The sequence below is a fragment of the Novosphingobium sp. MBES04 genome (genome assembly GCF_000813185.1).
Classification (GTDB): Bacteria; Pseudomonadota; Alphaproteobacteria; order Sphingomonadales; family Sphingomonadaceae; genus Novosphingobium; species Novosphingobium decolorationis.
This window is the reverse complement of record NZ_DF850488.1, coordinates 2,463,847-2,481,383: the sequence shown is the minus strand read 5'-3', so window position 1 is coordinate 2,481,383 and position 17,537 is coordinate 2,463,847. Positions and strand designations below refer to the sequence as shown.

General features: G+C 64.1%; 16 protein-coding genes. 9 read left to right on the top strand and 7 right to left on the bottom strand.

The features are described from left to right. The first annotated feature begins 619 nt into the window (after window positions 1-619). Together MBENS4_RS25365 and MBENS4_RS25360 are read left to right on the top strand one after the other, a co-directional pair. A complete protein-coding gene (locus tag MBENS4_RS25365) occupies window positions 620-1,696 on the top strand; it encodes a hypothetical protein (RefSeq protein ID WP_144400895.1) in 1,077 nt (358 codons plus the stop codon). Further along, entirely contained in the window at window positions 1,687-2,028 is a 342-nt protein-coding gene (locus MBENS4_RS25360; RefSeq protein ID WP_144400894.1) for a hypothetical protein, read from the top strand. The genes MBENS4_RS25365 and MBENS4_RS25360 overlap by 10 nt, the downstream gene beginning before the upstream one ends. Before the next feature lie 936 nt (window positions 2,029-2,964). Here the strand turns inward: MBENS4_RS25360 and MBENS4_RS10985 are convergent. The 6 genes from MBENS4_RS10985 to ligK form a co-directional block, all read right to left on the bottom strand. Continuing rightward, window positions 2,965-3,486, bottom strand: a complete 522-nt coding sequence (locus MBENS4_RS10985) for a prolyl-tRNA synthetase associated domain-containing protein (protein WP_039390739.1) — start codon at window positions 3,484-3,486, stop codon at window positions 2,965-2,967. A 21-nt stretch (window positions 3,487-3,507) separates the two neighbouring features. Continuing rightward, window positions 3,508-4,560 (bottom strand): HAD family hydrolase, encoded by a 1,053-nt coding sequence (locus tag MBENS4_RS10980; protein WP_039390738.1) that lies wholly within the window; start codon window positions 4,558-4,560, stop codon window positions 3,508-3,510. Then, entirely contained in the window at window positions 4,557-6,638 is a 2,082-nt protein-coding gene (locus MBENS4_RS10975) for a phosphocholine-specific phospholipase C (protein ID WP_052322364.1), read from the bottom strand. The genes MBENS4_RS10980 and MBENS4_RS10975 overlap by 4 nt, the downstream gene beginning before the upstream one ends. Window positions 6,639-6,868: 230 nt before the next feature. Continuing rightward, window positions 6,869-7,759, bottom strand: coding sequence for an amidohydrolase family protein (locus MBENS4_RS10970; RefSeq protein ID WP_039390736.1), 891 nt, complete (start codon window positions 7,757-7,759; stop codon window positions 6,869-6,871). After that, the gene (locus tag MBENS4_RS10965; RefSeq protein WP_039390735.1) at window positions 7,752-8,786 is read right to left on the bottom strand and encodes a 4-oxalomesaconate tautomerase; all 1,035 of its coding nucleotides are present in this window, start codon (window positions 8,784-8,786) and stop codon (window positions 7,752-7,754) included. Before MBENS4_RS10965 ends, MBENS4_RS10970 begins: the two co-directional genes overlap by 8 nt. Window positions 8,787-8,859: 73 nt before the next feature. Continuing rightward, window positions 8,860-9,534, bottom strand: coding sequence for a 4-carboxy-4-hydroxy-2-oxoadipate aldolase/oxaloacetate decarboxylase (gene ligK, locus MBENS4_RS10960; protein WP_039390734.1), 675 nt, complete (start codon window positions 9,532-9,534; stop codon window positions 8,860-8,862). A gap of 116 nt (window positions 9,535-9,650) precedes the next feature. On the opposite strand from ligK, the gene MBENS4_RS10955 reads away from it, so the two are divergent. From MBENS4_RS10955 to MBENS4_RS10925, 7 genes are all read left to right on the top strand, one after another. Then, complete coding sequence (locus tag MBENS4_RS10955) at window positions 9,651-10,817, top strand: LysR family transcriptional regulator (protein WP_039390733.1); 1,167 nt, start codon at window positions 9,651-9,653, stop codon at window positions 10,815-10,817. A 63-nt stretch (window positions 10,818-10,880) separates the two neighbouring features. Next, a complete protein-coding gene (locus MBENS4_RS10950) occupies window positions 10,881-11,780 on the top strand; it encodes an NAD(P)-dependent oxidoreductase (RefSeq protein ID WP_242404873.1) in 900 nt (299 codons plus the stop codon). 4 nt (window positions 11,781-11,784) lie between these two features. After that, window positions 11,785-12,810: an amidohydrolase family protein gene (locus MBENS4_RS10945; RefSeq protein WP_039390732.1), complete on the top strand. Its 1,026-nt coding sequence runs from the start codon at window positions 11,785-11,787 to the stop codon at window positions 12,808-12,810. A 46-nt stretch (window positions 12,811-12,856) separates the two neighbouring features. Further along, the gene (gene ligA / locus MBENS4_RS10940; protein ID WP_039390731.1) at window positions 12,857-13,267 is read left to right on the top strand and encodes a protocatechuate 4,5-dioxygenase subunit alpha; all 411 of its coding nucleotides are present in this window, start codon (window positions 12,857-12,859) and stop codon (window positions 13,265-13,267) included. A 1-nt stretch (window position 13,268) separates the two neighbouring features. Further along, window positions 13,269-14,177: a class III extradiol dioxygenase subunit beta gene (locus MBENS4_RS10935; protein ID WP_039390730.1), complete on the top strand. Its 909-nt coding sequence runs from the start codon at window positions 13,269-13,271 to the stop codon at window positions 14,175-14,177. 78 nt (window positions 14,178-14,255) lie between these two features. Continuing rightward, window positions 14,256-15,212: a Gfo/Idh/MocA family oxidoreductase gene (locus MBENS4_RS10930; protein ID WP_039392236.1), complete on the top strand. Its 957-nt coding sequence runs from the start codon at window positions 14,256-14,258 to the stop codon at window positions 15,210-15,212. A 2-nt stretch (window positions 15,213-15,214) separates the two neighbouring features. Continuing rightward, a complete protein-coding gene (locus MBENS4_RS10925; RefSeq protein ID WP_039390729.1) occupies window positions 15,215-16,201 on the top strand; it encodes an aldo/keto reductase in 987 nt (328 codons plus the stop codon). 78 nt (window positions 16,202-16,279) lie between these two features. Here the strand turns inward: MBENS4_RS10925 and MBENS4_RS10920 are convergent, their stop codons facing one another. Continuing rightward, window positions 16,280-17,173, bottom strand: a complete 894-nt coding sequence (locus tag MBENS4_RS10920; RefSeq protein WP_159108048.1) for a DUF3089 domain-containing protein — start codon at window positions 17,171-17,173, stop codon at window positions 16,280-16,282. Window positions 17,174-17,537: the final 364 nt, after the last annotated feature.

Sequence of the window (17,537 nt, the reverse complement as noted above, 5' to 3'; positions counted from 1 at the left end):
TTGTCGATCCGAGCGGCCATCAGCCGGGATGGGGGGAAGCAGGCGTTGCCGCAGGAACGATGTCGACCGTGCTTTACGAGCCCGGCTTGCCCCGATGACCAGGGTGCCTCTCGTCAAACTCAGCGCCGAAAATTCTGATCGCTTCTCTAAGAAGCTCTTGGCCCGCCTCGGAATAACCCGAGAGGGTGGCGTCATCCTCCAGCCCCATGAGTGCTGTCATGAAGTAGCCGTAGTAATCAGCAGGCGTGTCTTTGCTCGGATTCTCGACCATAATGCTAAATAGATGCCAGTAGGCACTATCGTCCGCAACGGGGCGCGGGCGCAAATTCTGCCGTGCGCCCCTTGTCGTCAATCGGGGCTGATCCGAGCAGGCTCGGAAGCGGACATTCCAGATCAGCCCTATCTCCCGCCCTGGGACAAACCTGACGTTCCCGATTTATATGCTGAGTGTCAGCTTATCTCGAGACCAGCCATTTCCAAGCCACCAAGGCAATGATTGAGCTTGCAAAAAGAATTCTTAGCGGCATTTTGAGTGCGCTATTCTGGATGTATTGGACATAATGGCGCGTTCAGCGAGGGAGCCAACAGGGGTATCATGCGAAATGCAATTAGAGGGTGGATGTCTCAAGTCCGCTCTTGCCCTGATGATACCTACTGGAACGAGAAGGCAACCGAGCTTGCGTATTTAGCGGAGCTTCGCAATTCCGGAACCGCAACATCGCCCCGCTTAGATCAAAAAACGCTGCACGAGAGGGCGATAGCCACTGTCGGTGCTGTCGATTTTGACGAACTGCTGCTCGAACTTGGTATCGACGCGTCTTACACATCGTTAACCCAGGCCCAAATCGCTGCTGCGGTTGGCATGGGCATTTTGGGTGTACTACTGACCGTCTATACTAATGGTAAGAGTAAAGGGCTTACGGAATTTTTCGAGAAAATTCATGGGCACTACAAAGCTGATTCAGGTTGTAGCCCGCTCGACTATCGAGCCGGAAAGAATCATCGATACATATTTGGCCATGATGGAAATCTTTGGCAGCATCTGCCTGAGGGCTACACATACAATGGTAGTTCTGTCGGCGGGAGGTCACTTTACTCACTCGTCATGGAGCAGATGCGGCAGGGCTTCCCGAATTCGAGCTTCATTGGAGGGCATGTTAAGGCGATATTACACATCGCAACCCATTACCTCAGTGATCTCCCCACAAAAGATGGGCTCCCCTTACCGTTTAGCTCTTTATTCACGCAATGGGTGAAAGACGAAACAAAGGTCTCTGGCTATAGTGCCAACAACCCTTTGATGGATAAGGTTGGCAAGGAATTCGGCACCATCAATGCAGCTGACATAGCCTCATACGCAATTATCAAGACACTCCTTGCGGGGCATCATTGGATCACTTTTTACAGTACGAATGCATCTGAAGACGAGAAAAAATTGCACCATGCTCAAATGAGCGTGATTGCATACGGAACCGCCATGATCATTCAGATGGCGTTGCTGTGTTCCGGCCAAGCAGGGCGAACGGGCAAGCTAAATTATTTAATTGCGGGTCCATTTCTTTGGAATGCAGGGAAATCTGTGCTTATGACTCAGCGCCATCATCGAGATTTAGTTCTCAGCTATCGCGATTCGTGCGCCATTCTTGATAATAAGTCCTTGGCGTTTGATCACTGGGTGAAACATCAATGCGTATGACTGATCACGCCCTGAATGCCGCATCCGAGTACCACTTTGAATCTTCTGATGAGTATTGCGCACCAGAGCTTGTAGATCAGGCGGCTGGCGCAGTCCGAACCAGTCATAATCTCAATCCGGCTGATCGTGCTCAGCTTCAAGCGATCGTTGATCTCGAAAAATTACGTTTCGCATTCGCATACAACGACATAAGTCTGAAAGAGCATGGACAACAGATCCAGGCTTTGCGCAAGCAATTGATTGAGCGTCATGGCCGGGAGCCATTCGACAATGGAAAGATCGAAAAGGCGTTCTATCAGGCTCTGAATCAAGCATACGGTTATGCTGACTGATGCTCAGAATCGCATGTGGAATCGGCAAGGCGTTAGCCGCAGCAGCCGCAGCAGCATGGGCTGGGTCGGTTGTGGGCAACTATGCTTCTGATCGTAATGAAAAGAAGCGCAGGGCAGCACTCGACGAGGAGCACGCCGCTCTCGAACGAAAGATTAGAGAGGGTATCAGTTAATGGCGTTCGTCGTAGGCATCCTATTAATCTTCATAGTATTTTTCATTATCACGTTCACAAGGCGCGAAAATTCGCGCATTGCAAAGCACCGGCAGATGAAAGAAGCAAAATCAAAGATTTTTAAGGACTCGCCTTGACCGTCCAGGTCGGCAATCGTGCGTGCTTCGCCAACAGGAGATTCGACGCTTTGGTTGTCGGTTTGATCTGATCGTAACGCGCCCTCCCTGAGTTTCCAAGTTCACTGGTGTTTGGTTCTACGCCAATGACCGAGTTTCCAATCGGCAGCTTAATTTCAGATGCGGACACTCGTGATTGCTGATCTGAACGATCGACTTTAGACACCCCGCGGATGGCAGCTATCGCCGCAACGGCCCTCCAAACCGGTCAGGCCGCAACCGGCCCAGCGGAGACGAGGCCCTCGCTTGTAGAGGAGCATGGAAGGGCACGACTTCGCTCGACAGTTTGGGGAGCCCGAGGGCGATGGCCCTCGGATTCCATGTCTTGCCGCCCTCCCTGGGGCCGGGGCCGCAGGGAGAAGCCGCAGGTGTTCGTCCGTGCGCGGTGCGATAGGGTTTTCCTACACCCGGGCGCCTGCGCTATGGTGGGGTCAGGCTATCGCGTCGGTGGGTACGGGCAAGGAGAGAGGTGCGTGTCGGCACGACATGGCAGGTCGGGATTGCCGGGCGCAGGCGGGTAATTTTGCAGGGGGTGACAGGTGACACGGCCTTCCCTCTGGACCGTGTCAACTGTGTCAACTTCGGTGTCACCTTGAGGCCTGGTCCGGCTTCAGGGTCAGGACCTGGGGGGCGTGGTTCCAGCGGGTGAGCGCAGCCACCAAGTCCGCGGTCTGCATCGATAGGGTCGCGGTGTTGCGCAAGGGGTGTATGTTGATCGTGCCCGTCGGCGCGAAGGCCGTATCGAGAACCACCTGCACACGGCCCTCGGTGTCGTTGAAGGCGGCAAGCGGGGTGACCGAGCCGGGAACGACGCCCAGGAACGCCACCATGTCCTCGGCCTTGCCGAACGAGAGGCGCGGCGCGCCGAGGCGGCTGGCCATGAACTTCAGGTCCGCGCGCTCCTCGGCGGGCATCGTCACCAGCCAGAACCGGCCGCGCCGGTCGGTCAGGAACAGGTTCTTGGTGTGTGCGCCCGCGATGTGGTCCTTGACCGCCGCGCTCTCGGCCACCGTTGCGGTCGCCTCGTGTTCGAAGACGCGGAACGCCGTGCCCGCGCTGTGAAGATCGGCCAGCAGCGCGGCCTCGCGTTCGTGTGTATGTCCCGTCATGGAAACGGCGCCTATCGTGCCTCAGGGGCGCGGTGCAAGCTGCTCCTGACGCAGGTGCAACCAGTTGGTGTCCGCATCGACCCGCTGGCCGCTCTCGCTCTGCGCCTTGGCACGCGCGGCCTTCGCCTCTTCCAGCGCGGCGGTCTTGGCCGCGCTGCGATCGATCCAGAGACGAAGGCCCGAAGCCTCGAACAGCATGGCGCGGTCGCTCGGACTGTCTCCGGCGACGAGCAGCGGCCGGTTCACCGCGTCGATGTAGGTGCGAATGCCCGCGACCTTGCCCTGGTACCAGGTGTTGGGTGCCCAGAGCGTGGAGGTCATCTCCATGCCCATGTGCTTTTCGGCCGGGTAGTCCGCATCGAGGAAATGCCCCCTGGCGACCTGGCTGCGCGCGGTGGTGAGCGCGCCGCTTTCGGGATCGCGCAGCACCATCGTCACCCCGACGATATCCTGCGGTGCAAGGTTCAGGCCGTAAAGCGGATCAGAGAGCACCATGCGCGCCAGCTCCTCCGAGGCCGCCGTCACGACATAGACATGAACACCGCGCGCGCGCAGTTCGTCCAGCAGTTCGCGCTGCGCCTCGAAGATATGCGGCCTCTCGACCGTGCCCGAGACGACCTTGCCGTTCTCTTCGTAGCGCACCGGGATCGGTGCCGTGCGCGCCATCAGCGCATCGACTTCGCCCTTCAGCTCCCCCAGCGTGTGCCCGGAGAAGACCTGCGCGATCCACGGGTAGCACAAGTTGTCATCGATCGCGCACAGGCGCAGGTAATAGCCGTAGAGCGTCTCGCCCTTGTGAAAGGGAATAGGCTTCAGTGAGGGATCGAGCGTCTCGGGCGAGAGCTTGCCACGTGCCTCCATGAAGGGGAGGAGCGATTCCTCCAGGTCGTTCTGCCAGATCGTGTTGTCGGCATCGAAGACCGCGAAGGAACCTTCGGGCGCATCGGCAAGGACGCTTTCGATCGTCGCGCGCGCCTCGTCGGGCCAATGCGCGAGCGGCTCCTTCGCGGCGCTGGCGGTCGCCGTCAGTGCGGCCACCGCGCCGAGGAACCCTGAAAGGAAACGCGCCTTCATGCCACCGCGCCCCGCTCGAGAGCCGGGTCGGAAAGGCTCGCCTGGCCGGTCTCGACGTGGCCGGCGAAGCGACGACGGCGGAGCGAACCCTGCTGCGTCACCACCAGATCGTACCAATGCGCGCTCGCGGCGACGGGCACCGGCACCCGCTGCTCCTGGCCCGGGGCCACGGTCACGCTCTGCTCGGCCAACTCGCCATAAGTCGGAGCGGCAATGGTGAAGGTCTCCGGCGCCTGCCCCGGATTACGGATCACGAGGTGGACTGTATCGCGCGCGCGCTCGTCCAGCGTCACGACCGGGGCTGTAACGCCCTCGTCCGCGGCCTCGCCCGCCAGTTCGCGCAGCCAGCCGTTGGGGCCAAAGACGGCCAGATCATAGGCGCCGGTACGCGGCAGCCCGGGCAGGCTCGCCGCGATCTTCTTGCCCGGCTCGACGGTATAACTCCAGGGCCCGAGTTCGCCGCTGCCCCTGGCGTATACCTGGTAGACGACGCCGCGCGTCCCCGGGTTGGCGAAAGTCAGTTCCAGGCCATCCTCGGTGCCACGCGCGCTCGCCTCCATGCGGTAGGGCAAGGGACGGGTCGGGCGGCGGCCCGGCTCCTGCGCGGGAAGCGCCTGCGCTGCGGGCACCTCGGGCAAGGGAAGCTGCGCGACCGACATGATCTTCTGCAGATAATCGTCGGTGGCTGGCAGCGCGTGAAGCGCAGAGCCATCGGGATCGGCGAAGTCGAACAGGCTGGTAAGGTCACCCGTCACCTGGCGGCGCCAGGGCGTGATGTTGGGCTCCATCACTCCGAAGCGCTTTTCAAGGAAGCGGATCACCGAAGTATGGTCGTGGACTTCCGAATTGACCCAGCCCCCGCGCGACCAGGGCGAGACCACGATCAGCGGCACGCGCATGCCCAGGCCCACCGCGTTGCCTTCATAGATTTCGCCGCGCGTATCGACCGTGCTCGCACCCTCGATTCCGGCGACCGCCGGAACGGGCCCGGGCATGTGGTCGAAGAAGCCGTCGTTCTCATCGTAGTTGATGATGAGCGCGGTCTTGGACCAGACCTCGGGATTGGCGACCAGCGCGTCGAGGATGCGCGAGACCATGTCCTCACCAAAGGCGGGCGGCGCCTCGGGATGTTCGCAGAACTTGGTGGGCGTCACCACCCAAGAGACCTGCGGCAGGCGGTCGGCCTCGACGTCCGCGCGGATCGCATCGACAAGGTGCTGGCCCGTGCTGTCGGCGGCGTTCTCGGCGGTCGAGCCGGGCACGATGGCACGGCCCCGGCGGTAGAGGTCGCTCTTGGTGTCGAGGCCACGGAACTGCTCGAAATAGGCCAGCGAATTGCAGCCGAAGTTGTCGTATTCCTGATAGACCTTCCAGTCGACACCGGCCTCCTGCAGGCGCTCGGCGTAGGTCGTCCAGCGTGCGACCTGGTCGAAATCGGCCTTGTCGCGCGCCATGTCGCCGGTCCAGTTGGCATCGTCCTCGTTGTGGACGGCCTGACGGCGCATGTCCCCCACGGCCATGCCGCTGGTCCCGGTGAACAGGTACATGCGGTTGGGGTTGGTGGGCCCGTGGAGCGAGCAGTAATAGGCATCGCACACGGTGAAGGCGTCGGCGAGCGCGTGGTAGAAGGGCACGTCTTCGCGCGTGAAGTAACCCATCGTCATCGCGCCCTTGCGGCGGATCCAGCTGGCGTAGTCGGCCCACTCGGCCGAGGTCTGCCCACCCTCACCCTTCCAGCTGTGGTCAAGGCTCTTGAGAAGCTGGCCGCTCGTCGTCTGCCCGTTCATGCGGAAGGGCAGGATCTCGCCACCCTCGGGGCGCGGCTGGTGGAAGACCGACGTGCCTGAACGCAGCGGCATCGGACGCGGATCGGCAAAGCCACGCACACCGGGCAGCGTGCCGAAGTAGTGATCGAACGAGCGGTTCTCCTGCATCAGGATCACCACGTGCTCGACATCCTTGAGCGTGCCGGTGCGGCGGTTGGCGGGCTGCGCCAGCGCCTTGGCGATCGGCGCGGGCACGGATCCGGCCGCACTTGCCGCGGCAAGGCGCTGGAGGAACAGGCGACGATCGATCATGGGCATTCTCCGGTGTGCATTACCGGCTGAATAGCCATTCACCCGCCCTTTCTCAAGGGTAAGCCCCACAATTCCTGGATTGCAGGGCACCTTTCGGGTTGTGAGAAGAACCAGGAGCGCCCATCAATTGAATGATTGTTCAAATAAGCACCCTGCCACCCATAAAAAGAGGGGGAGAGCGCCTGGCGCCCTCCCCCTTCAGTCGTCAGAGCTTGTAAAAGGCGGAGCGCTCAGAGCTCCTCAGGCCAATAGAGCTTCATCGGGTTGGTGATGAGCAGCTTCTCCTGCAGTTCGGCCGTGGGCGCGATGCGCGGGATCATGTCGACGATATGCCCATCGTCGGCGATCTCGTCCTGCATGTTGGGGTGCGGCCAGTCGGTGCCCCAGATGACGCGGTCCGGGTAATCGGCAACGAGCGGCGCGACGGCGGCCGCAAAGTTGTCCCAGGGATCGCCCATGCCGCCTTCCTTCAACGCATCGAGACGCTCCGGGCAGGTGGCCTTGAACCAGATGTCTTCGCGGCTGTCGAGGAAGGCGCGAAAGGCCTTCAGATCGGCACCATCAGGGCCTTGCGTCACGTCCGGACGGCCCATGTGGTCGATGACCAGCGGCACGGGGATCGCGTCCATGAACGGGCGCAGTTCCTCCAGGATGTCGGCCTCGAAGTAGATCACCACGTGCCAGCCTTCGGGCAGGCGCTTGGCGACTTCGAGGAACTTGTCCTTGGGCGCATTGTCGACGAGGCGCTTCAGGAAGTTGAAGCGGATGCCGCGAATGCCGCCTTCATGAAGAGCAAGGAGCTCGGCGTCCGAAATGTCAGGATCGACCACGGCCACGCCACGCGCCTTGCCGTTCGATTGGGCAATGGCGTTCAGCGTCGCGGCGTTGTCGGTGCCGTGGCAGCTCGCCTGGACGACCACGTTGCGCGAAAAGCCCAGATGGTCGCGCAGCGCGAACAGCGTGTCGGGTCCGGCGTCCTCGGGCAGGTACTTCGCCTTGGGGCTGAACGGAAATTCCGCCATCGGCCCAAAGACGTGGCAGTGCGCGTCGATCGCGCCTTCGGGCGGCACGAACGTGGGCTTGCTGGGCGCGGAATGCCAGCAGACGATACGATCAGACATAGACCTCTCCATCCATCAGCTTGCGCGCGGTGCGCAGCAGGGCGGCGCTCGTCACCGAACCTTCTTCGTTCACTTCCAGGACGCAGCTCATCTCGCCGGTCGGGTGCTCGACCGAGAGGGTCTTGCGTGCGCCGTCCGGGATCTGCGCGACCTCGGCCGCAGGCGTTCCCTCGATAAGAGCCGCGGTCGCCACCGTCACCGCCGCCAGAACGCCGACCGTCGCATGGGCACGGTGCGGAATGAAGCAGCGGGTGTTGATCGCCCCCCCGTTCACAGGCGGGGAGACGAGGAACATCTTGGGCACCGACTTCTCGGTCACCTCGCCCAGGTTCATCCGCTCACCTACGGCAAGCCGGATCGCCTCGACCTTCTCGCGAAGCTCGGTGTTGGCCTCCAGTTCCTCGCGCGTCTCGGAGCCGGTGATGCCCATGTCCATCGCCTTCATGACGACGCAGGGCATGCCGTTGTCGATGAGCGTGACGGCCACGCCGTTCACCTCCTCGACGGCCTTGCCGGTCGGCAGCAAGGAGCCACACATGGAGCCTGCCGTATCGCGGAACTCGACCGGGATCGGCGCATGGGTGCCAGGCACGCCATCGATGGCCGCCTCACCCGCATAGGTCACCTGAGCGCCCGGGGTCTGCACCGTCTCGACAGCAACCTGGTCGGTATTGACCATGTAGATCGTCACCCGGGTCTCTTCGCCCGTCGCCGTGACAAGGCCGCGCTCGATAGCGAAAGGCCCGACACCCGCCAGGATATTGCCGCAGTTCTGCGCGTCCGAGACCGTCGCCTGATCCACGAAGACCTGGAAGAAGTGGTACTCGACATCGATGCCCTCACGCTCCGATGCCGACACCACCGCGACCTTGCTGGTAAGCGGGTCCGCCCCGCCCATGCCGTCGATCTGGCGCGGATCGGGCGAGCCCATCACGCGCAGCAGGAAAGCATCGCGCGCGGCGGGATCGCTCGGCAGATCGTCTTTGAGGAAATAGGCGCCCTTCGACGTCCCCCCGCGCATCCACATGACCGGAGCGCTGCGTTGGTCGCTGCCCCTTCCGGGCGCGGAACCGGTGCCCACTTCCGCTGAAGGGGCAGGATCAGACATACTTCAGGCCTTCCTTCTCGAGGCGCTCGCGCATCTTGTACATGTCGAGACCAAGGACGCCCGAGGCCAGCTTCTCGCGTTTCTCGCCTTCGTTGGCTTCGCGGGCCTGCGCGGCCTTGAGGACTTCGGCAGCCTTTTCGCGCGGCACGCAGACCACGCCATCGTCATCGGCCACGATCACGTCGCCCGGGTTCACCGCGCAGTTCGCGCAGACGACGGGCACGTTGACCGAGCCGATCGTGTTCTTCACCGTGCCTTGCGCGTAGACGGCCTTGGACCAGACCGGGAACTGCATTTCCGTGAGGTCACGCACGTCGCGCACACCCGCATCGATGATCAGGCCCCGGCAGCCCCGCGCCTGCGCACTGGTCGCCAGAAGGTCGCCGAAGTAACCGTCCTCGCACGGGGAGGTCGGCGCGAGCAGGAGCACATCGCCCTCCTGCAGCTGCTCGATGGCGACGTGGACCATCCAATTGTCGCCCGGGGGCGAGCTGATGGTCACGGCCGAACCGGCGATGCGCGCGCCGGCGTAAATCGGACGCATGTAGCTGGCGAGCAGGCCCGTGCGCCCCTGCGCTTCGTGGACGGTGGCAACGCCGCAGGCGGCCAGACCGTCGATGATCGCAGGATCGGCCCGCTCGATATTCTGGACGACGACACCCGACATGGCAGCACTCCTCTTCGCTCGTTATCAATTCAGGTTGGCCCTGACATGGGCTTCGCGCGTGCGAGGGGGAAAGAGAACTTTGGCAATCGCCATTGGATTTGGCTAAAGATGCCCGCATGGACGTTTGGGAACTGAACTTGCGCCACTTGCGCGCGGTCTTGAAAATTGCCGAACTGGGAACGGTCAGCGCGGCGACGAGCGCGGTCAATCTCAGCCAGCCCGCAATAACACAGGCGTTAGGACGCCTGGAGGCGGCGCTGCAGGTTCCCCTGTTCGAGCGGCGCCACGACGGGATGGTGCCCACGCACGCCGGACAGATTCTCAGGAGCCGTATTTCGGCCGCGCTCCTGCACGTGCGCAGCCCCCACGTCACGATGTCCCGCTTGCGCGCCCTCCTCGCGCTTTCGGACAGCGGCAGCTACGCGGGCGCCAGCCAGGAGACGGGACTTTCGCTCCCCTCGATCCACCGCGCGGTAAACGACCTCGCCCTCGCACTGCGCCGTCCGCTGGTGGTCCGCCGGGGCAAGCACGTGGTGATGACCGAGACCGGCGCGCAGTTTGCGCGCGAATTTCGCCTTGCCGTCGTCGAACTGGAGGCCGGACTCTCCGAGATCCATGCGCTGCGCGGCCACGAGACGCGCCGCATCGCGATCGGCGCGATGCCGCTCTCGCGCGCCCGCATCCTCCCACTGGCCGTAGCCCGCTTCCACGCGCGCCGTCCCCAAGTACGGCTCACCATCGTCGAGGGCTCGCGCGCCGAACTGGTCGAGCCCTTGCGCAACGGCTCGCTCGACGTGATGGTCGGCGCGCTGCGCAGCCCGCTCGTCGAGACCGACCTCGAACAGCGCACCCTGTTCGAGGACGTGCCCGTCTTCCTGGGCCGCCACGACCACCCCCTCGTCGGCACGGAGCCGGAAGCCGCCGATCTCGCCCGCTACCCGTTCTGCCTGCCCGCGCGCGGCACACCGCTTCGCGACAGCTTCGAGCGCTACTTCGAAAGCCATGGCCAGAGCCCGCAGGTCCCACTGGAATCGGGCTCGGTGATGATGATCCGGCAGGTCATGATGGACAGCGATTTCCTGACCCTCCTCTCGCGCGACCAGGTGCCCGTCGAACTGGAAGCCAAGTGGCTTTCGCAGGTTGCTCAACTCCCCGCTCAATTCCACCGTGTTATCGGGATGACCACCCGCCACTCGCTACGTCCGACCACTGTTCAGGAGGAGTTTTTCGCGGATCTTGAGCAGGCCGCGCACGAAATCGCAACAGGCACAAAAACACGTTGATTAGGCAAAGCTTATAAGAGCAAGGCAGTTCCGATTAGCCGCCCGCCGCCACCAGGGGCAGACATGCCCGCCATGACACAGGCCCGCACCAAGTTCGCTTGCCTTATCGGCTTCGGGGAAGCCGGATCGACCTTTGCCCGCGCCGGGGACTGGGGGCCGCGCGCCGCTGCCTTCGACATTGCGCCCCCGCGCCGCGCGGTCATGGAAGAACTGGGCGTCACGCCCTGCGCCAGCGCGGAAGAGGCGCTTGCCGGAGCCTCGCTGGTGCTCTCGCTCGTCACCGCCGACCAGGCGCTGGAGGTCGCGCGCACCTGCGCTGCGCTGATCTCTCCGGACGCGCTGTTCTGCGACATGAACTCGGTCGCCCCCGGCACCAAGCGCGCGGCGGCCGAGGCCTTTGCCGCGGCGGGCAAGCGCTATGTGGACGTCGCCATCATGGCGCCCGTCAACCCCGCGCGCCTTGGCGTTCCGCTCAACATCTCCGGGCCCGACGCGGCTGAGGCGAAAGACCTCCTGACCGGAATGGGCTTTGCAAAGACCCGCATCGTGGGCGAGGCCATCGGCCGTGCCTCGGCGATCAAGCTGGTCCGCTCGGTCATGGTCAAGGGGCTGGAGGCGCTCACCGCCGAGATGATGCTGGCGGCCCATGCGGAAGGCGTGGCCGAGGACGTGCTCGCCTCGCTCGACGCCAGCGAGAAGACGATCACCTGGCCCAAACGCGCCGACTACAACCTCGACCGCATGATGATCCACGGCCGCCGCCGCTCGGCCGAGATGGCCGAGGCTGCCGCGATGCTGCGCGACCTGGGCATCGAGCCGCTGATGACGCAGGGCACGGTCGCGCGCCATCAGGACATCGGCGAGCTCGGGCTCAACCCACCGCCCGAAGGCTACGCGGCCAAGCTTGACGCCATCACCGCATCGCAAACATCCAATCCGAATTCGAACAAGGGAGAGAGCTGAAGCCATGTCGCTCGTCATCGACTGCCACGGTCACTACACCGTCCTGCCCAAGGGCCACGACGCCTGGCGCGAGGAACAGAAGGCCGCCTTCAAAGCCGGCACCACGCCCCCGCCCTATCCCGAGATTACCGACGAGGAAATCCGCGAGACGATCGAGGGCAACCAGCTCAAGCTCATCAAGGAGCGCGGCGCGGACCTCACGATCTTCTCCCCACGCGCCTCGGCCATGGCCCCGCATGTCGGCGACCAGGCGGTCGCGGCCGAGTGGGCAACCCACTGCAACAACCTCATCTACCGCGTCACGCAGATGTTCCCCGAGACGTTCGTGGGCGTGTGCATGCTGCCCCAGAGCCCCAAGGCGGACCTGACCGCCTCGGTCAAGGAGCTGAAGCGCTGCGTCGAGGAGCTGGGCTTCATCGGCTGCAACCTCAATCCCGATCCGGGCGGCGGCCACTTCGAGCACCCCCCGCTCACCGACGAGTACTGGTTCCCCATCTACGAGGCGATGTGCGAACTGGACGTGCCCGCGATGATCCACGTCTCGGGCTCGTGCAACCCGGCCATGCACGCGACGGGCGGCTACTATCTTGCCGCCGATACGGTCGCATTCATGCAGCTGATGCAGGGTGATCTCTTCGCGAAATTCCCCAAGCTGCGCTTCATCATCCCGCACGGCGGCGGCGCGGTGCCCTATCACTGGGGCCGTTACCGGGGCCTGGCCGACATGCTCAAGAAGCCCAGCCTCGACGAATACATCATGAACAACGTGTTCTTCGACACCTGCGTCTACCACCAGCCCGGCGTCGACCTGCTGGCCGACGTGATCGACAACAAGAACATCCTGTTCGGCTCGGAAATGGTGGGCGCGGTGCGCGGCATCGACCCGCAGACCGGCCACTACTTCGATGACACCAAGCGCTATGTCGACGCGCTCGACATCACCGAGGAGGAACGCCACGCGATCTTCGAAGGCAACGTGCGCAAGGTGTTCCCGCGCCTCGACGCCAAGCTGAAGGCGCGCGGCCTCTAAGGGGCCGCCTTCCTTCCCCTACCCAACCGACCCAAGGGAGAGGTCCATGGCTGGACACAGCGACATTCACGAGTACCTCGCCGACTTCGAGGACATTCCCGGCACGCGCGTCTACACCGCCGCGCGTGCCCGCAAGGGCTACCACCTCAACCAGTTCGCGATGAGCCTGATGAAGCCGGAAAACCGCCAGCGCTGGCTGGCGGATGAGCGCGCCTACATCAACGAGTGGCCGATGACGCAGGAGCAGAAGGAAGCCGTGCTCGCGCGCGACTACAACCGCCTGCTCGACCTTGGCGGCAACATCTACTTCCTCGCCAAGGTCTTCTCGACCGATGGCCTGAGCTTCGTGCAGGCGGTCTCGACAATGACCGGCATGAGCGTGGAAGACTACCAGGCGATGATGGTCGCCGGCGGCCGCTCGCCCGAAGGCCAGCGTTCGATCAAGGGAGACAGCTGAGATGGCCCGAATTACCGCAGGCGTGGCCTCCAGCCACGTGCCGCTGCTCGGCGTGGCCTCGGACCAGGGCAAGGACCGGGACGACTACTTCGGCCCGATCTTCGCCGGGTATGACTGGACGCGCGAGTGGATCGCCAAGCCCGAGAACAAGCCCGACGTGGTGATCCTGGTCTACAACGACCACGCCTCGGCCTTCGACATGAGCATCATCCCGACTTTCGCGATCGGCTGCGGCGAGCGCTATGCCCCCGCCGACGAGGGCTGGGGCCCGCGCAAGGTGCCCGACGTGGAGGGCCACCCGGACCTTGCCTGGCACATCGCGCAGAGCCTGATCCTCGATGAATTCGACATGACCATCATCAACGAGATGGACGTCGATCACGGCCTCACCGTGCCGCTCACGATGATGTACGACAAGCCCGATGCCTGGCCCGTCAAGGTCATTCCCCTCGCGGTCAACGTCGTCACCTATCCGCCGCCGTCGGGCAACCGCTGCTGGGCGCTGGGCGAGGCCATCGCGCGCGCGGTCAACTCCTTTGGCGAGGATCTCAACGTGCAGATCTGGGGCACGGGCGGCATGAGCCACCAGCTTCAGGGCCAGCGTGCCGGCCTCATCAATGCCGAGTGGGACAACATGTTCCTCGACAAGCTGATCGGCGACACGCAGGACCTGCGCCATGTCCCTCACATCGAGTACCTGCGCGAAACGGGCTCGGAAGGCATCGAGATGGTCATGTGGCTGATCATGCGCGGCGCCCTGGGCAAGAGCACGAAGTGCCTGCACCGCCACTACCACGTGCCTTGTTCGAACACCGCGATCGGGCATATCGTGCTCGAACCCGTGGACGGGAGCGTGCCGCCCAGCCCCACGCTCGAAGGCAACAACGACGCGGCGCAGGCCGCCATCTGAACCGATAGACGGGCGGCGCGGGAACAATCCCGGCGCCGCCCCGCTCACATGTACGAACAGACCAAGGAGTTCCCCCTCATGCGTATAGCTCTCATCGGCGCCGGCGCCTTCGGTGAAAAGCACCTCGACGGCCTCAAGAACATCCACGGTGTCGAAATCGCCTCGGTCATCTCGCGCCGTGCCGACCAGGCCGCCGAAGTCGCCGCCAAGTACGGCGCACCCCACTCGGGCACCGAGCTTTCCGAAGCGCTCGCCCTGCCCGATGTCGATGCCGTGATCCTGTGCACGCCGACCCAGATGCACGCCGAACAGGCCATCGCCTGCATGAATGCGGGCAAGCACGTGCAGGTCGAGATCCCCCTGTCGGACAGCTGGGAAGCGGCCGAAGCGGTCGTCGCCAAGCAGAAGGAAACGGGCCTTGTCTGCATGGTCGGGCACACCCGCCGCTTCAATCCCTCGCACCAGTACGTGCACAACAAGATCGAGGCCGGCGAGTTCAACGTCCAGCAGATGGACGTGCAGACCTACTTCTTCCGCCGCAAGAACATGAACGCCAAGGGCCAGCCGCGCTCGTGGACCGACCACCTGCTGTGGCACCACGCCGCGCACACCATCGACCTGTTCGCCTACCAGTCGGGCAAGATCGTCTCGGCCAACGTCCTGCAGGGGCCCAAGCACCCCGAACTCGGCATCGCGATGGACATGTCGATCCAGCTCAAGGCGGAAACCGGCGCGATCTGCACGCTCTCGCTCTCGTTCAACAACAACGGCCCGCTCGGCACGTTCTTCCGCTACATCGGCGACAGCGAGACCTACATCGCGCGCTACGATGACCTTGTGAACGGCCGCGAGGAAGCAATCGACCTTACCGGCGTGACCGTCTCGAACAACGGCATCGAGCTGCAGGACCGCGAATTCGTGGCTGCGATCCAGGAAGGCCGCGAACCCAACTCCTCGGTCGGCAAGGTGCTCGACTGCTACCGCGTGATCGGTGAACTCGCCGCCAGCCTCGAAGCGCAGGACGGCTGGTCCTGAGCATGACCCGCACGATCAACGGCAAGGCCCTCAATCCCGTCGGGCTTGGCTGCATGAACGTGGCCTGGGCCTATGGCAATCCGCCCGAAAGGGCGGATGCCGAGGCTCTGTTCCGCCACGCGCTCGACAATGGCTGCGACCATTTCGACACGGCCAACATCTACGGCAAGGGTGTCTCGGAAGAGATCCTGGGCAGCGCGATCATGGACCGGCGCGAGGAGTTCTTCCTCGCCACCAAGACCGGGATCATCGTCGATGGCGCCCGCCGCGGCATCGATTGCAGCCCGGACGCGATCACCGCCTCGATCGAGGCGAGCCTGGAGCGCCTGCGCACCGACCACATCGACCTGTTCTACATGCACAGGTTCGATCCCAAGGTCCCCATCGCGGATTCGGTAGGCGCCATGGTGCGCGCCATGGAAGCGGGCAAGATCGGCTCCTACGGCGTCTCGGAGTGGTCCTCGGCCCACATCCGTGAAGCCCATGCCGTGCACCCGATGGCCGCGGTCCAGACCGAGTATTCGCTGTGGACGCGCAACGTCGAACTGGGCGTTCTGGAAGCGACGAAGGAGCTGGGCATTGCCCTCGTGGCCTTCTCGCCGGTCGCGCGCGGCGCGCTGTGCGGGGAGCTGACCGATCCGGCCACGCTCACCGAAAAGGACCTGCGCCGTACGCATCCGCGCTTCCTGCCCGAGAACTGGCCCGCCAACCTGGAACTCATCCAGCAGTTCAACGCGCTCGCTGCCGAGGCTGGCGTGGCGCCCGCCCAGCTGGCGCTGGCCTGGGTCCTTGCCCAGGGCGAGAACGTCCACGCGATCCCGGGCACCCGCTCGGTCGCGCACTGGGAAGAGAACAACGCGGCCGCCACATGCGATGTCCCGGCCGAAGTGCTGGAAAAGGCCGCCGCCCTCATCAACCAGGAGAGCGTGCATGGCCACCGCTATCCCGAAGTGATGCGCGGCACCATCGACACCGAGGACTACGTCTGAGCCGCAAGGCCTGACGAACAGCGTCCCGGCGTCAGCCCAAGAGCCCTCCCCCGGCCTGCCGCGGGAGGGCTTTTCGCATCAGCTGTGCGCACCCTGGAACGCCGCGATCCGGCGCGCGACGTCCGCCGCAATATCGGCGTAGAAGGCCGCGATGTCGTGGTAATGCAGGTTCCCGGCGGGAAGCGGCGCATACTCCAACGCTGGATCGACCTCGAGCATGGCGATGCCCTCCTCGCAGGTGACCGAGACCGCGCCAGGGACAAGCGCCTGCAGGTTCCCCTCGCCCGCCTTTCCGGGCAGAGCCCCGCTCCCGCGTGCGCGCCCGGCAAGCGTCACCGGGTCGTTGCACAGCAGCCGTGCATCGCCTTCCGGATGGGCGGCGAGGAAGGGCCCCTGCGCCCGCGCGCGGTAGCTTTGCGCGTCGCTGCCCGCCTGAAAGGTGTTCCAGCTGAGCACGCAGCCGGTGTCATCCTCTCCCCGGCATGGCAAAAGCCCCGCCAGATCATGGGCGAAATCCCCCTCGAGCACGGCCACTCCAACAACATAGGCCGCAACCATGCGCGCGGCGAGCGGCGTGCCGCGCACGTGCTCCTGCAGCAGGCGACGCACCATCAAGGCCCCTTGGCTGTGGCCCACGAGAACAAAGGGCCGACCGTCGTTGGCCTTAGCCAGATAGTGCGCGAAGGCGCGGGAGACATCACCATAGGCCAGATCGTAGGCGCGCGGCCCTTCCTCGCCGTCGAGCACGGCCGCAAGCGAGGCCTGGCGGTAGCGCGGGGCGTAGATCCGGCAGCAGGCGTTGAACGCGCTCGCCTGGCGCGCCAGCACCGAGATGTCGGTCCAGCGATTGGTCGGGCCATCGGCGACATCCGCATTCCAGGCGCTGCGTGACAGGAAGCTCGTCGGGTGGACGTAGAAGACGTCGACCGCGTGCGCGCTGCCCTGCGCCAACCCACCGCCGGGCTGCTGCAAGGCGCGCGAAGGCGTCCGGGCCAGGCGGCCCAGGTGCGCGGGTGGGCATAGTCAGGCGCAGGCGGAGCCGTACTTTCAGCAAAGGGCGCTGGCCCTTCCTCCCCCACAGACGCCGGGCCTGATGTGCCCGCCGTCCCCAGACCAAATGCAAGTATTCCTCTCAGCATGACACCCCCCGAAATTCCCACTGTGCACCTTCTCCTGTGATCCATGCTCTTCGCTACGCAGCAGGTCACAGGTGTGACAGGACACGATCCACCGTCTCTCGCTGTTTGAACAGCCCCTCTCGCCGCGCTGGCCATTTGCGCACCGGCAGGGCCCATTGCCCGGCAGGGGACCTGGGCAGCACCAGGGATTGAAGGAA